Source organism: Staphylococcus sp. FSL W8-0056, from assembly GCF_037963075.1.
In the GTDB taxonomy this organism is placed as follows: Bacteria; Bacillota; Bacilli; order Staphylococcales; family Staphylococcaceae; genus Staphylococcus; species Staphylococcus aureus.
This window is the reverse complement of the sequence record NZ_CP150142.1, coordinates 243,315-258,185: the sequence shown is the minus strand read 5'-3', so window position 1 is coordinate 258,185 and position 14,871 is coordinate 243,315. Positions and strand designations below refer to the sequence as shown.

Here is a 14,871-nt window from a genome sequence, read left to right as displayed (position 1 = left end):
GCCTACCTCCTTCAATTTAGATTAGCTGTGCTATTTGATTGATTTGCATTTATTTAAAATGGCTTAAAGTACTAAACTGAATCATCAATAAAATTCAGCTTAGTATCTTTTTGCCTGTTTTGTAAATTGCGTATTAATCAGTAACTTCTTTTTGTGTTTCAGGAGCATCATTTTGTTGTAAATCTACTTTGCGTTCTACAACATCATCGTCATCAACGTCTGTCATTTCGATTTCATTATCTTGCTCATCCATAACTTTTACATCTAAACCTAAACTTTGTAATTCTTTCATCAATACTCGGAATGATTCTGGAACACTTGGTCTAGAGATGTTTTCACCTTTAACAATAGCCTCGTATGTTTTCACACGTCCTACTGTATCATCGGATTTGTAAGTTAAGATTTCTTGTAATGTGTATGCAGCACCATATGCTTCAAGTGCCCATACCTCCATCTCACCGAAACGTTGTCCACCGAATTGCGCTTTACCGCCAAGTGGTTGTTGTGTAACAAGTGAATATGGTCCTGTTGAACGCGCATGTAATTTATCATCAACCATGTGCGCAAGTTTCAACATGTACATTACACCTACTGAAATACGGTTATCGAATGGTTCACCTGTACGTCCATCATAAAGTACAGTTTTACCATCACGAGCCATACCAGCTTCTTCAATTGTTGACCATACATCGTCATCGTTTGCACCGTCAAATACTGGTGATGCAACGTGAATACCAAGATTTTTAGCAGCCATACCTAAGTGTAGCTCTAATACTTGTCCGATGTTCATACGAGATGGTACACCAAGAGGATTTAACATGATATCGATCGGACGTCCATCTGGTAAGTAAGGCATATCTTCTTCAGGAACAATCTTAGAAATGACACCTTTGTTACCATGTCGACCACACATCTTATCACCAACATGAATTTTACGTTTTTGAACGATATATACACGTACTAATTGGTTTACACCAGGTGATAATGTATCGTCGCCTTCTTCACGATTGAATACTTTTACATCAAGAACGATACCGCCAGCGCCGTGAGGTACACGTAATGAAGTATCTCTAACTTCACGTGCTTTTTCACCAAAGATTGCATGTAACAATCTTTCTTCGGCAGTTAACTCAGTTACACCTTTAGGCGTTACTTTACCAACTAAAATATCTCCATCTTTTACTTCTGCACCAATATAAACGATACCACGATCGTCTAAGTTCTTAAGTGCACTTTCAGAAACATTAGGAATATCTCTTGTGATTTCTTCAGGTCCTAACTTAGTATCACGTGCTTCTGATTCATACTCTTCAATATGAATAGAAGTATACACGTCATCTTTCACAAGTCTTTCACTCATGATAACGGCATCCTCATAGTTGTAACCGTCCCAAGTCATGAAACCAACTACTACGTTTCTACCTAATGCCATTTCTCCTAATTCCATAGATGGTCCATCTGCTAAAATCTCGTTATACTCAACAACATCTCCAACTGCAACGATTGGACGTTGGTTGTAACATGTACCTGAGTTTGAACGTTTAAATTTAGCTAATGGATAGCGATCTAATTCACCTTCATGCTCAACGCCGTTCTCTTCAACTAGACGACGTACAAGAATTTCATTAGATTCAACATGTTCAACACGACCTCTGTGCTTAGCTGTAATAGCTGCACCAGAATCACGTGCTGCAACGTGTTCCATACCTGTTCCAACAAATGGTGCTTCTGGATTCATCAAAGGCACTGCTTGACGTTGCATGTTCGCACCCATCAATGCACGGTTTGAGTCATCGTTTTCTAAGAATGGAATACATGCTGTCGCTGCTGAAACAACTTGCTTCGGCGATACATCCATATAATCCATTTTTTCTTTAGCCATAACTGTATTGTTACCACGGAAACGACATACAACTTCATCATCCATGAAACGACCATTTTCATCTAATTTAGAGTTTGCTTGTGCTACAACATAGCTATCTTCTTCGTCAGCTGTTAAATAGTCAATTTGATCAGTGATAGCATGTGTATCTAAATCAACTTTACGATATGGTGTTTCAATAAAGCCGAATTCATTTACACGTGCATAACTTGATAATGAGTTAATCAATCCAATGTTTGGTCCCTCAGGTGTTTCAATTGGACACATACGGCCATAGTGAGAGTAGTGAACGTCACGTACTTCCATTTGAGCACGTTCACGTGTTAAACCACCAGGTCCTAATGCTGATAGACGACGTTTATGCGTTAACTCAGCTAATGGGTTTGCTTGGTCCATGAATTGTGATAATTGAGAGCTACCAAAGAATTCTTTAATAGATGCAATAACAGGTCGAATATTAATTAATTGTTGAGGTGTGATAGACTCAGTATCTTGAATTGACATTCTTTCACGTACAACTCTTTCCATTCTTGATAAACCGATACGGAATTGGTTTTGTAGTAATTCACCTACAGAACGTAAACGACGGTTACCTAAATGGTCAATATCATCTGTATATCCAATACCGCTTAATAAGTTAAAGAAGTAACTCATTGAAGCAATGATATCTGCTGGTGTAATGCATTTAACTTCTGAGTCAGGGAAAGCATTACCAATTACAGTTGTCGTACGACCTTCATCATCGTTAGGAACATATACTTCAATTGATTGAATTTCTACTGGCTCGTCTATAACGCTACCATGCAATTCAAACACTTCGCTGTTTGCATTTGATTCAAGTACATCCATGATTTCGTCGATTTTACGACGATCAAGCACTGTACCTTCTTCAACTACAATTTCACCAGTTTCAGTATTTACAATTGGCTCAGCTAATTTTTGATTAAATAAACGATGTTTTAAATGTAATTTTTTGTTTGTTTTATAACGACCCACGCTTGCTAAGTCATAGCGTTTTGGATCAAAGAAACGTGAATACAATAGACTTTTAGCATTTTCAACAGTTGGTGGTTCACCTGGACGTAAACGTTCATAGATTTCTAATAACGCTTGTTCAGTGTTTTCAGTGCCGTCTTTCTCTAAAGTATTACGTAAATATTCATTGTCACCTAAAAGGTCAACAATTTCTTGGTCACTTGAGAAACCTAATGCACGTAACAATACTGTTAATGGTAGTTTACGTGTTCTATCAATACGTACGTATACAACATCTTTAGCATCTGTTTCATATTCTAACCATGCACCACGGTTTGGAATAATTGTTGCATCATAGTTTTCACGACCATTTTTGTCGATTTTTTCATTGAAATAAACGGATGGTGAACGAACTAATTGAGATACGATTACACGTTCTGCACCATTGATAACGAACGTACCTGTATCAGTCATTAATGGGAAATCACCCATAAAGACTTCTTGTTCTTTAACTTCTCCTGTTTCTTTAATGATTAGACGCACTTTTACACGAAGAGGTGCAGCATAAGTAGCGTCACGGTTTTTAGATTCTTCTAAATCATATTTTGGTTCTCCTAAACGGTAATCCACAAACTCTAATGACAAATTACCAGTAAAATCTTCAATTGGAGAAATGTCTCTAAACATTTCGATTAAACCTTCTCTTAGGAACCACTCGTAAGATTTAGTTTGAATTTCTATTAAGTTTGGTAATTCTAATACTTCTGAAATTCTCGCGTAGTTTCTACGTTTACGATGTCTTCCATATTGGACAACTTGACCTGCCAAACAGATTCACCCCTCAAAAATTATGTGATCCGCTTTTAGCTAAATACCATAAGCATATTAATAAAAAGACAAAAAGAAAACGGCAACACTAATGATGACACCATTTTCGATTCTATATTTATTCTTAATTAACTTATCTATTTAACGTAAAAGTACACACTTATTGAACATAAATTTTTACATTATATAACTATAACAGAATATCCATTTCATTTCAAGCTTTTATACTTCTCAGAATGTAATATCCTTTATCTTTATTTACCACTTCTACATTTCCAAAAAGTTCATTCATTCTTTTCTTTGCAGATGGCATACCTTGCTTCTTCTGAATTACAACGAATAGTTCACCGTTCGAGTCTAATCTATGTAATGCTTGCTCGAATATACGATGCACGGTTTCTTTCCCTGCTCTTATTGGTGGATTGGTTAAAATAAAATCAAAACTTTTGTCTTCCACAGCAGACAAAGCATCACTTTCCTTTACGATCACATTATCAATACCATTTAATTTTTTGTTTTTTTCAACTAAGGCTAGCGCTCTGTGATTAACATCTAGCATTGTAATTGAATGATGTGGTGATACTTTAGCAATCATCAAACCAATTGGTCCGTAACCACAACCAACATCGGCAATTCGCTTACTTGGACCAGGTGGATGCGCTTTTAAAAAAGTTTGAACAAGAACATCTGAACCATAATCTACTTTATCTTTCGAAAACACTCCGTTATCAGTTATTAAATCAATTTTATGATGGTTTAATTGATATTGAATACGTTGTTCATTGCTAATTACACTTGGATCTTCATCGTAATAATGACTCATTATTCCACCTCATCTTCACTTTGTAACTCGTCATTATAATTATAACATTTCACTCAGTCTTTAAATGAATAAAACCCCGTTATCAAAATAACGGGGTTTTAACTTCTCAAAGAATCATTATATTATAGCAATACTTGCTATAATATAATGATTATTAAGTTTAAGATACTTGAATTATTTTAATTCTACAGTAGCTCCAACTTCTTCTAATTGTTCTTTAAGTTTTTCAGCTTCTTCTTTAGGTAAAGCTTCTTTGATTACTTTAGGAGCTCCGTCTACTAATTCTTTAGCATCTTTTAATCCTAAACCAGTTGCTTCTTTAACAGCTTTAACAACTTTGATTTTAGATGAACCAGCTGAAGTTAACTCAACGTCAAATTCAGTTTTTTCTGCTGCAGCGTCAGCGCCACCAGCTGCACCTGCTACTGCTACTGGAGCAGCTGCAGTTACACCAAATTCTTCTTCAATTGCTTTTACTAAGTCGTTTAATTCTAATACTGACATTTCTTTAATCGCTTCAATGATTTGTTCATGATTAGCCATTTTATAATTCCTCCATTATTTTTAATTTTTTTACGCTAAAAATTATTCAGCGTTTTCTTCTTTTTGTTCTCCAATAGCTTTAACCGCATAAGCGAAGTTGCGTACAGGAGCTTGTAATACTGATAAAAGCATAGATACAAGACCATCGTGTGAAGGTAATGAACCAACAGTTTTAACTTCTTCTGCTGTAATAACATTGCCTTCCATAACGCCTGATTTAATTTCTAATGCTTCATGATCTTTAGCAAATCCAGAAATTACTTTCGCTGCAGCTACAGCATCTTCACTTGAAGTTGCAATAGCAGTAGGACCTGTTAAGAATTCATCTAAGCCTTCGATACCAGCTTTTTCAGCTGCACGACGTACCATAGTGTTTTTGTATACTTTATACTCAACACCAGCTTCACGTAATTGTGAACGTAAGTCAGTAACTTCAGCTACTGTTAATCCACGATAGTCAACGATTACTGTTGAAACTGAATTTGATAGTACCTCAGCAATTTCATCAACTAGTTGTTTTTTAGCTTCAATGATAGCAGACATTCAGACACCTCCATTTAAATTTTTGGTGCTTTTTTTAAAATTAATAAAAAAAGCACTTTCTACCCACGGCAAAAAGTGCTTGAAAGATCATAGATCATCACGTTCAAGTCAATTTTAGCCTCGGCAGGATAAATTTTAAGTTATAAATAACTCCTACTGTCTTAGGTAAAATAATCACAATAAGTAATATAACTTGGAAATTACTTATTGTCAATATATTTTTACAGACTGAAAGATATTTCTTTCAGCCTGTAATTGTTTATATCATTTATTATTTGAAACTTGCAGTATCAATTTTAACTCCAGGACCCATTGTTGTAGTTACAGCAACAGATTTGAAGTATGTACCTTTAGCAGATGATGGTTTAGCTTTAGCTAATACATCTTGTAAAGTATTGAAGTTTTCAATTAATTGTTCATCAGTAAATGAAACTTTACCAATTGATGCATGTACGATACCAGCTTTTTCAGCACGATATTCTACTTTACCAGCTTTGATTTCTTCAACAGCTTTTTTAACATCCATTGTTACAGTTCCAGTTTTAGGGTTTGGCATTAAACCTTTTGGTCCTAATACACGACCTAATTTACCAACTTCACCCATCATGTCTGGTGTAGCAACTACTACATCGAAGTCGAACCAACCTTGTTGGATTTTTTGAACGTATTCTGCTTCACCTACATAGTCAGCACCTGCTGCTTCAGCTTCAGCAATTTTGTCACCTTTAGCGAATACTAATACACTTTGTGATTTACCAGTTCCGTTTGGTAATACAACTGCACCACGGATTTGTTGGTCATTTTTACGTGTATCAATTCCTAAACGGAATGCAACTTCAACAGAAGCGTCAAAGTTAGCAATGCTTGTTTCTTTAGCTAATTTAATTGCTTCTTCAACACTGTAGTGCTGAGTACGGTCAACTTTACTAGCTGCTTCTTGATACTTTTTACCTTTTTTAGCCATTTATAGTTCCTCCTTTAGTGGTTTTAGCGGAATTTCCTCCCACATTACTTGCTATATGCAAGTTAAGAGCAGACAACAGAAGAATTAATCTTATGAATAAATCAATCATTAATCTAGTCATTCAGATTATATTTATAATTCATCATTATTATCTCTGTTATCTGCTTCATCGTTTAAATCATGTAATCAAATTTAATATTCGTAAAATTATTCTACAACGATACCCATACTACGTGCAGTACCTTCGATAATACGCATAGCTGCTTCTTCGTCAGCAGCGTTTAAGTCTTGCATTTTGCTGTTAGCAATTTCGCGTACTTGATCTTTAGTTACTGTAGCAACTTTAGTTTTGTTTGGTTCGCCTGAACCTTTTTCAATACCAGCTGCTTTTTTAAGTAATACTGGAGCCGGTGGAGTTTTTGTAATAAATGTAAATGAACGATCTTCATAAACACTGATTTCTACCGGAATAATTAAACCTGCTTGATCTTGAGTACGTGCATTGAACTCTTTACAGAATCCCATGATGTTCACACCTGCTTGACCTAATGCTGGACCAACTGGTGGTGCTGGATTCGCTTTACCTGCAGGAATTTGTAATTTAACAACTTTATCTACTTTTTTAGCCACGATGTGCACCTCCTTGATATCGTGATGTGGTCACAGGGCTCAGTTTTGCCCTCCCACTCTTAACATTTCGTGACGAAATGGGCGCTCTAAAAGCGCGACCACATAATTTTAACACTTTTCTAATTAAAAAATCAATACTCTTTTTTATCTTTTGGTTAGTTTAATAACTTTAATTGTTAATTAAAGCTTTTCTATTTGATCGAATTCAACTTCTACTGGTGTTTCTCGGCCAAACATATCTACTAATACTGTTAGCTTAAACTTATCTGTTTCAATTTCTTGAACTTCACCAACTTGATTCGCAAATGGACCTGATTTAATACGAACTTGCTCGCCAACTTCGAGTTCAACATCGATAGTCTTTTCTTTAAGACCCATTTGTTTTAAGATGAAGCGAACTTCTTCTGGTAACAATGGATTTGGCTTAGACCCTGCACCTGCAGAACCTACAAAACCAGTAACGCCTGGTGTATTTCTTACCACATACCATGATTCATCTGTCATGATTAATTCCACTAAAACATATCCAGGGAATGTTTTTTTAACAGTCGTTTTAGCTTTGCCATCTTTTACTTGAGTTTCTTCTTCTTCCGGTATGACTACTCTAAAGATTTGTTCAGTCATATTCATAGATTCTACTCTTTTTTCTAAATTCTTTTTAACTTTATTTTCATATCCAGAATATGTATGCACTGCATACCAACGCTTTGCGCCAACTTCTTCAGACATGTCTTCACTCCTCTAACCAAATAATAAATTTTTCAATGCTGTAATTCCTAAATCTAAGGCATAGAAAAAGACTAAGAAGAATATAACAGTAGAAACTACAATTACAGTATATTTAAATAGCTCTTCTTTCGTCGGCCAACTTGTTTTTTCCATTTCAGACTTAACGCCTTTAAAGAAACTTTCTTTTTTAGCCATCTGCTCAACCTCCAAATCCTTTGAACATATTATCAAAGTATTATTTCGAATGTATTTATTTCGATTCTTTATGAATTGTGTGCGCGTTACATTTTGGACAATATTTCTTTAAGGTTAATCTTGTTGCCGAGCCTTCTTGCTTAGGAACATTATAATTTCTATTGCCACAAGCTTCACAATTTAAAGGTATTTTTCTCACAATAATTCACCTTTATTCATTATAATACCAGTATACTATACATAAAATTTATAACAAATGTCAAACCATCAGTAAGTAACACGTTATAATTCAATTCACGTCCTAAGGCGCTTTTCAAATCATTTTGAAATAACGTTTTATTTTATTTTTACATCGTTGTATGGCATTATAAATCACTTTCTCTTTTACATGCATCAATTGAGCAATTTCTCTCGGCTTATATTGTTCACACATTAAATACATGACATCTTTTTCAAATGCACTCAAATACTTAAACTGACAAATCAACTCTTTAATTGCTAATTTATTCAAATAATTGTTTTCAACATCAAAACGCTTTATTGCACATGGATACGTAACTCTATATTCATTAATCAAATTATCCATTCTTTTATTTGTAGCTAAATATTTTCTCAAATAATCATACTTTACAGACGTAATTAAACATTGAACATAATTTGTGAAAGGCTGCTCTCCACTAAAATCAAATGTTTGGACCGACCTATACATCCGTATAAGTATTTCTTGATATAAGTCTTCTAAATCATAATGATTAAATCCAAATGTTTTGATGCGTCGAATAATTAATGGTTGTAGATCCATTACTAACTTTTCGAAGTCTTTATCATTTATTGAATTGTTACGTTTGATTGTACTGTCTTGAGTTGTCAAATCATATTTCAAGTATTAAACTAACCCCTTCTATCTAAAATTTAAGGTTAGTTTAATATTGTTACATTCAAAATTTCAAGATGACGGAAATGTCATTTCTTATGATGTCCTCTTCGTATTTTTTCAAATTCTGCAAGGATTTCAGAAGATAACGGAATTCGAGTTCTTGGCTTGTTTTCACTTATATCATCTAATGATTTACTCACATCAATTTCATTTTCTTTTAAATCTCTCCACATTTCGCGAGATGATATTCTATATGCACCTGATCCAAAGATAGCATGTTGCTCACTCATATCACTTGTTACAACTGCAATATGCTTAGTATGCTTGTCATAAAGTTCATAAACATAACGTTCTATGAAACTATCAGCTGTTTCTTTTTCCTTGGTAAAAATCGTTTTAACGCCATGATACATGTATTCTCTTTCAACACCCGATTGGTCATAAGCATCGAAAACACAAATAATTTCATCTGAAATAACTGCATTATAATTTGCAATTGCATCTATTAATTGCATTCTAGCTTCTTCTAAATTCTCTTTTGCAATGGCGCTTAGCGTTGGTGATTGTCCTATCATATTGTATCCATCAATGATTAAGTAACGTTCTTTCATTATATTTCTCCAACATCATGTCTTTTTCGAAATACTTCGTACATCATTAAACTTGCTGCAACCGAAGCATTCAAACTGTTTACATGTCCAACCATTGGAATCTTAATATAAAAATCGCATTTATCACTTACTAGGCGACTCATACCCTGTCCTTCGCTACCAATTACAATAGCCAATGACATGTCCGCTTCTAGATTTCTATAATCTGTTGCATTATTAGCTTCAGTGCCAGCTACCCAAAAGCCATTATCTTTTAGTTCATCGATAGTTTTAGCTAAATTTGTCACTCGAATAACTGGTACATGTTCAATTGCACCTGTTGAGGCTTTTGCAACTGTTTGCGTTAGTGTAACTGAACGACGTTTAGGAATAATAACACCATCAACTCCCGTTGCATCGGCTGTTCTTAAAATTGATCCCAAGTTATGCGGGTCTTCTAAGCCGTCTAATATAAGTACTGTCGATAAACCTTCTTTTTCTTTTTGCTGTTTTAAAAATTGATCGAAGTCAGCATATTCATATGGTGCAATAAGCGCTGCAACACCCTGATGTGGTGCATTTGCTAAAAAATCTAATTTAGATTTTGGTACAGTTTGAACAATAATTTTTTGATCTTTTGCATTTTTTAAAATTTCATTAATTTGTTGCTTTTTAATACCTTCTTGAATCAATATCTTATTTATCGGATGCCCAGTAATAATCGCTTCTCTAACAGCATGCCTACCAACAATAACCGTATCTTCCACATCGTCACTACCTTTCGTTTACTATTGTTATTATTTTATTTAATAATGCCTCTAATCGTTCTTCTCTTTTTTCTAAATAAAGAAAACCTATCACTGCTTCTATCGCTGAACTTTTACGATATGTTTGAACATCAGTGTTTTTAGCTTTAGTATGACTTTTCGCGTTACGCCCTCGCTTCAAAATATCCATTTCTTCGTCTGTAAACCATTCTTGCTCCATTAAATATTCTAACGTTTGCGCCTGACTTTTGGCAGATACATATTTTTTAGACATTTGATGTAGTTTATTAGGCTTACTTTTAAGCTTTAAAACGATATAGGTACGTACATATTGATCTAAGACTGCGTCTCCCATATATGCTAAGGTCAATGGATTCAATAATTTAATGTGATTATCTTGTTGATTATCCACGTTTAAATCTAACCCCTTGAGGTGTGTCTTCTAATATAATGTTTTGTGATTTCAGCATGTCTCGAATCTCATCTGCTCGTGCAAAATCTTTGTTTTTCCTTGCTTCATTACGCTCTTCGATTAATTTTTCAACATCTTCATCCAATAATTCATCTGCATTTTTAGATTTTAACGGTACACCTAAAACATCGCTGAAAATTTGATAAACTGCTTTAAATTTATCAATTACTTCTGTTGATGTTGTGTTCTCTAGTACATATTTATTCGCAAGTTTTGCTAAATCATACCAAGCTGTAATTGCATTAGCTGTATTAAAATCATCATTCATAACTGTTTCAAAACGATTTAAAATCGCATCAATTTGATCAATATATGTCTGTTGATTTTCAATATTAGTAGCAATTTGTGCGCGCTCTTCAATTAATTGATAACTATTGCGAATACGCTCTAGTCCACTACGTGCTGATTCTACCAATTCTAGATTATAGTTAATTGGGCTTCTATAATGTACGCTAATCATAAAGAATCTTAGTACATCTGGATCAACTTCTTTAATAATATCGTGAACTAAAATAAAGTTGCCTAGTGATTTACTCATTTTTTCATTATCAATATTAATGAAACCATTATGCATCCAATAATTAGCAAATGGCGCATGATTATGTGCTTCTGATTGTGCTATTTCATTTTCATGATGTGGAAATTGTAAATCTGAACCACCCGCATGTATATCAATTGTAGGTCCTAGCTCATGAAATGCCATTACAGAACATTCTATATGCCATCCTGGTCTACCTTCACCAAATGGGCTATTCCAACTAATCTCGCCAGGCTTCGCTTTTTTCCACAATGTAAAATCAAGTGCATCTTCTTTATGCTCTCCTGCATCTATACGAGCACCCACTTTTAAGTCATCTATGGATTGATGACTTAATTTACCATAACCTTCAAATTTACGTGTTCTAAAGTAAACATCGCCACCACTTTCATATGCATAACCTTGATCCACCAAATCTTTAATAAATTGAATAATGTCATCCATATGGTCCATTACCCTTGGATTTGAAGTCGCTTTTCTAACATTTAACGCACCAACATCTTCATGAAAAGCAGCGATATATTTTTCTGCAATTTCGGGAACAGACTGATTTAATTCTTGAGAACGTTTAATTAATTTATCATCTACGTCTGTAAAATTTGATACATATTCTACATTATATCCTTGGTATTCAAAGTAACGTCTCACTACGTCATAATTAATTGCTGGTCTTGCGTTACCAATATGAATGTAGTTATATACAGTAGGACCACATACATACATTTTTACTTTCCCTGGTTCTATAGGCTTGAACACTTCTTTTTGACGTGTAAGCGTATTATATAATGTAATCATCTTGAATCTCTCCATTCCTAGTCTTTTCAAGTTGTCGTTCTAAATGCTTAATTTGTTCATAAATTGGATCAGGTAGATGGCGATGATCAAATGTTTTTCCAACTCGAACACCATCTTGCTTAACAATATGTCCTGGTATACCAACAACCGTTGAATAACTTGGAACTGATTGTAAAACAACTGAATTTGCACCAATATTTACATTTGAATTTATTTTAATATTTCCTAAAACTTTCGCACCGGCTGCTATTAAAACATTGTCTCCTATATCTGGGTGTCTTTTCCCTCTTTCTTTCCCTGTCCCACCAAGTGTCACGCCTTGATAGATTGTCACATTATCACCAATTGTACATGTTTCTCCTATTACAACGCCCATACCATGATCTATAAATAGACGCTTTCCAATTTTAGCACCTGGATGGATTTCTATACCTGTGAAAAATCTTGAAATTTGAGATATCGCGCGTGCTGCAACATATTTTTTTTGGTTGTATAACTTATGTGCAATCAAATGACTCCAAACTGCATGTAAACCTGCATACGTTGTAATGACTTCTAATGTTGAACGTGCCGCTGGATCCTGCTCAAATACCATTTTTATATCGTCTCTCATTCTTTTTAACAAGATCATTTCCTCCTCAATGATTGAACTACGTAAATACATAATTGAAGTACCTGCGAAATTAAATATCAAAAAAGCACCACTAACATACAAATTGTATTGTTAGAGGCGCTTCCGCACGGTTCCACTCTGAATTTAGCGAATAACATTAATAATATTGCGGGCGCTTCCAAATTATCAAGGAAACTAAGTCAACTTAATGCTCATCACTCTCATTATATATTTAATTCATTTTACGAAGGTGCATTCATTAATTTCTACGTTGTACTCACAGCAACCGTACACTCTCTGCATCGTATAAATTTAATTACTAATCCTTCGTTTTATATAAAATACTTTATTCATATTGTTGTAATTTGTTAATACAACTTTATCATATGTGGTTACGTTATAAAATTCAAGTATATACTACCTTGATCTTGTCTATTTCATTACTTATATTGTTTTAAACGGTTTAGCACTTTTTCTTTACCAAGTACTTCAATTGTATTTGGTAATTCAGGACCATGCATTTGGCCTGTTACAGCAACACGAATAGGCATAAATAATTGCTTGCCTTTTATTCCTGTTTCTTTTTGAACTTCTTTAATTGTCTTTTTAATTTCAGCCGCTTCAAATGGTTCAAGTGCTTCTAATTTACTGAATAAGTGCGTCATTAACTCTGGTACTTGCTCTCCATTAATCACTTGTTGTTCTTCTTCACCAAGAGCTGGCATTTCTTTAAAGAACATTTCTGATAAAGGTACAATTTCACCGGCATAACTCATTTCTTTTTGATAAAGCGCAATTAATTTGCGTCCCCAAGATAAATCCTCTTCTGACGGCACCTCAGGAATCAAATTTGCTTTAATTAAATGAGGTAATGCTAATTGGAATACTGTTTCAGTATCTTTTTGTTTCATATATTGGTTATTAACCCATGCTAATTTTTGCTTATCGAAAAATGCTGGTGATTTTGACAAACGCTTTTCATCAAAGATTTTGATAAATTCTTCTTTAGAAAAGATTTCTTCTTCACCTTCAGGAGACCAACCTAATAACGCAATAAAATTAAATAACGCTTCAGGTAAATAACCTAAGTCACGATATTGCTCAATAAATTGTAAAATTTGCCCATCACGTTTACTTAACTTTTTACGTTCTTCATTAACAATTAATGACATATGACCAAAACGAGGTGGCTCCCAGCCAAATGCTTCATAAATCATAATTTGTTTAGGCGTGTTTGAAATATGATCATCACCACGAATTACATCTGAAATTTGCATGTAATGATCATCTATAGCTACTGCAAAATTGTACGTTGGAATGCCATCTTTTTTTACGATAACCCAGTCACCAATACCATTTGAATCAAATGAAATATTTCCTTTTACCATATCATCAAATGAATACGTTTGGTTTTGAGGTACTCGGAAACGAATTGATGGTTGGCGTCCTTCTGCTTCAAATTGTTGACGTTGTTCTTCAGTCAAATGCGCATGTTGACCACCATAGCGAGGCATTTCACCACGAGCGATTTGCGCTTCACGTTCAGCTTCTAATTCTTCTTCTGTCATATAGCATTTATATGCTTTATCTTCTGCTAGTAACTGATCTATTAATGGTTGGTAGATATGTTGACGTTCAGATTGACGATATGGTCCGTAGCCATTGTCTTTATCTACAGACTCATCCCAATCTAATCCTAACCATTTAAGATTATCAAATTGTGATGTTTCTCCATCTTCTAAATTACGTTTTTTATCAGTATCTTCAATTCGAATCACAAAATCTCCGTTGTAATGTTTAGCATACAAGTAATTGAATAATGCTGTTCTTGCATTACCAATATGAAGATAACCAGTTGGACTTGGTGCATATCTTACTCTTATACGATCGCTCATTTTTTTCACTCCTAAATTAAATATCAGATTTTCAAGTTAGTTCATATAAATTATTCATTTGCTATCTTCGACCGTCATAACAAATGTCTAACTCGTCTTATTGTTAAAACGAAACAATGCTTTTTAACATGACCTTAAAATAATTTCATTGTTTAATCATAACATAATTCACTGGGTAATATGCTTAAATTTTAAATAGAAAGCAGTTGTTT

General features: G+C 34.2%; 16 protein-coding genes and 1 other annotated feature. All 16 genes read right to left on the bottom strand.

From position 1 onward, the window contains the following. Positions 1-133 precede the first annotated feature (133 nt). Positions 134-3,685 (bottom strand): DNA-directed RNA polymerase subunit beta, encoded by a 3,552-nt coding sequence (gene rpoB / locus NSS86_RS01355; protein WP_339302315.1) that lies wholly within the window; start codon positions 3,683-3,685, stop codon positions 134-136. Positions 3,686-3,899: 214 nt separating this feature from the next. Next, entirely contained in the window at positions 3,900-4,508 is a 609-nt protein-coding gene (locus NSS86_RS01350) for a class I SAM-dependent methyltransferase (RefSeq protein ID WP_000020304.1), read from the bottom strand. 174 nt (positions 4,509-4,682) lie between these two features. After that, complete coding sequence (gene rplL, locus NSS86_RS01345) at positions 4,683-5,051, bottom strand: 50S ribosomal protein L7/L12 (protein WP_001273586.1); 369 nt, start codon at positions 5,049-5,051, stop codon at positions 4,683-4,685. Positions 5,052-5,093: 42 nt separating this feature from the next. Beyond that, entirely contained in the window at positions 5,094-5,594 is a 501-nt protein-coding gene (gene rplJ / locus NSS86_RS01340; RefSeq protein WP_001273085.1) for a 50S ribosomal protein L10, read from the bottom strand. Positions 5,595-5,631: 37 nt separating this feature from the next. Then, positions 5,632-5,778 (bottom strand) — a sequence feature (ribosomal protein L10 leader region). 87 nt (positions 5,779-5,865) lie between these two features. Then, a complete protein-coding gene (gene rplA / locus NSS86_RS01335) occupies positions 5,866-6,558 on the bottom strand; it encodes a 50S ribosomal protein L1 (protein WP_001074619.1) in 693 nt (230 codons plus the stop codon). 207 nt (positions 6,559-6,765) lie between these two features. Then, positions 6,766-7,188 (bottom strand): 50S ribosomal protein L11, encoded by a 423-nt coding sequence (rplK, locus tag NSS86_RS01330; protein ID WP_001085792.1) that lies wholly within the window; start codon positions 7,186-7,188, stop codon positions 6,766-6,768. Positions 7,189-7,368: 180 nt separating this feature from the next. Beyond that, the gene (gene nusG, locus NSS86_RS01325; RefSeq protein WP_001288302.1) at positions 7,369-7,917 is read right to left on the bottom strand and encodes a transcription termination/antitermination protein NusG; all 549 of its coding nucleotides are present in this window, start codon (positions 7,915-7,917) and stop codon (positions 7,369-7,371) included. A 12-nt stretch (positions 7,918-7,929) separates the two neighbouring features. Next, on the bottom strand, positions 7,930-8,112 hold the full coding sequence (gene secE / locus NSS86_RS01320) for a preprotein translocase subunit SecE (RefSeq protein ID WP_001074473.1): 183 nt from the start codon (positions 8,110-8,112) through the stop codon (positions 7,930-7,932). Between the two features lie 55 nt (positions 8,113-8,167). After that, on the bottom strand, positions 8,168-8,311 hold the full coding sequence (gene rpmG / locus NSS86_RS01315; protein WP_001788193.1) for a 50S ribosomal protein L33: 144 nt from the start codon (positions 8,309-8,311) through the stop codon (positions 8,168-8,170). Between the two features lie 114 nt (positions 8,312-8,425). Further along, positions 8,426-8,995 carry an RNA polymerase sigma factor gene (locus NSS86_RS01310; RefSeq protein ID WP_000872882.1) on the bottom strand — a complete coding sequence of 190 codons (570 nt, stop codon included), beginning with the start codon at positions 8,993-8,995 and terminating at the stop codon, positions 8,426-8,428. Positions 8,996-9,075: 80 nt separating this feature from the next. Next, positions 9,076-9,600 carry an NYN domain-containing protein gene (locus tag NSS86_RS01305; protein WP_000664737.1) on the bottom strand — a complete coding sequence of 175 codons (525 nt, stop codon included), beginning with the start codon at positions 9,598-9,600 and terminating at the stop codon, positions 9,076-9,078. Then, the gene (gene rlmB / locus NSS86_RS01300) at positions 9,600-10,346 is read right to left on the bottom strand and encodes a 23S rRNA (guanosine(2251)-2'-O)-methyltransferase RlmB (protein WP_000390332.1); all 747 of its coding nucleotides are present in this window, start codon (positions 10,344-10,346) and stop codon (positions 9,600-9,602) included. Before rlmB ends, NSS86_RS01305 begins: the two co-directional genes overlap by 1 nt. A 7-nt stretch (positions 10,347-10,353) precedes the next feature. Then, the gene (locus NSS86_RS01295) at positions 10,354-10,758 is read right to left on the bottom strand and encodes a Mini-ribonuclease 3 (protein WP_000370182.1); all 405 of its coding nucleotides are present in this window, start codon (positions 10,756-10,758) and stop codon (positions 10,354-10,356) included. Next, positions 10,751-12,151 (bottom strand): cysteine--tRNA ligase, encoded by a 1,401-nt coding sequence (cysS, locus tag NSS86_RS01290; RefSeq protein ID WP_000631969.1) that lies wholly within the window; start codon positions 12,149-12,151, stop codon positions 10,751-10,753. The genes NSS86_RS01295 and cysS overlap by 8 nt, the downstream gene beginning before the upstream one ends. Then, positions 12,135-12,782, bottom strand: a complete 648-nt coding sequence (gene cysE / locus NSS86_RS01285; RefSeq protein WP_001805237.1) for a serine O-acetyltransferase — start codon at positions 12,780-12,782, stop codon at positions 12,135-12,137. The genes cysS and cysE overlap by 17 nt, the downstream gene beginning before the upstream one ends. A 422-nt stretch (positions 12,783-13,204) precedes the next feature. After that, complete coding sequence (gltX, locus tag NSS86_RS01280; RefSeq protein ID WP_001283792.1) at positions 13,205-14,659, bottom strand: glutamate--tRNA ligase; 1,455 nt, start codon at positions 14,657-14,659, stop codon at positions 13,205-13,207. Positions 14,660-14,871: the final 212 nt, after the last annotated feature.

What these genes read in the sequence shown, in the direction of transcription:
- NSS86_RS01350 (WP_000020304.1), bottom strand. Translation starts at nt 4,508, where the DNA reads ATGAGTCATTATTACGATGAAGATCCAAGTGTAATTAGCAATGAACAA.
- rplL (WP_001273586.1), bottom strand. Translation starts at nt 5,051, where the DNA reads ATGGCTAATCATGAACAAATCATTGAAGCGATTAAAGAAATGTCAGTA.
- rplJ (WP_001273085.1), bottom strand. Translation starts at nt 5,594, where the DNA reads ATGTCTGCTATCATTGAAGCTAAAAAACAACTAGTTGATGAAATTGCT.
- rplA (WP_001074619.1), bottom strand. Translation starts at nt 6,558, where the DNA reads ATGGCTAAAAAAGGTAAAAAGTATCAAGAAGCAGCTAGTAAAGTTGAC.
- nusG (WP_001288302.1), bottom strand. Translation starts at nt 7,917, where the DNA reads ATGTCTGAAGAAGTTGGCGCAAAGCGTTGGTATGCAGTGCATACATAT.
- secE (WP_001074473.1), bottom strand. Translation starts at nt 8,112, where the DNA reads ATGGCTAAAAAAGAAAGTTTCTTTAAAGGCGTTAAGTCTGAAATGGAA.
- NSS86_RS01305 (WP_000664737.1), bottom strand. Translation starts at nt 9,600, where the DNA reads ATGAAAGAACGTTACTTAATCATTGATGGATACAATATGATAGGACAA.
- cysS (WP_000631969.1), bottom strand. Translation starts at nt 12,151, where the DNA reads ATGATTACATTATATAATACGCTTACACGTCAAAAAGAAGTGTTCAAG.
- cysE (WP_001805237.1), bottom strand. Translation starts at nt 12,782, where the DNA reads ATGATCTTGTTAAAAAGAATGAGAGACGATATAAAAATGGTATTTGAG.
- gltX (WP_001283792.1), bottom strand. Translation starts at nt 14,659, where the DNA reads ATGAGCGATCGTATAAGAGTAAGATATGCACCAAGTCCAACTGGTTAT.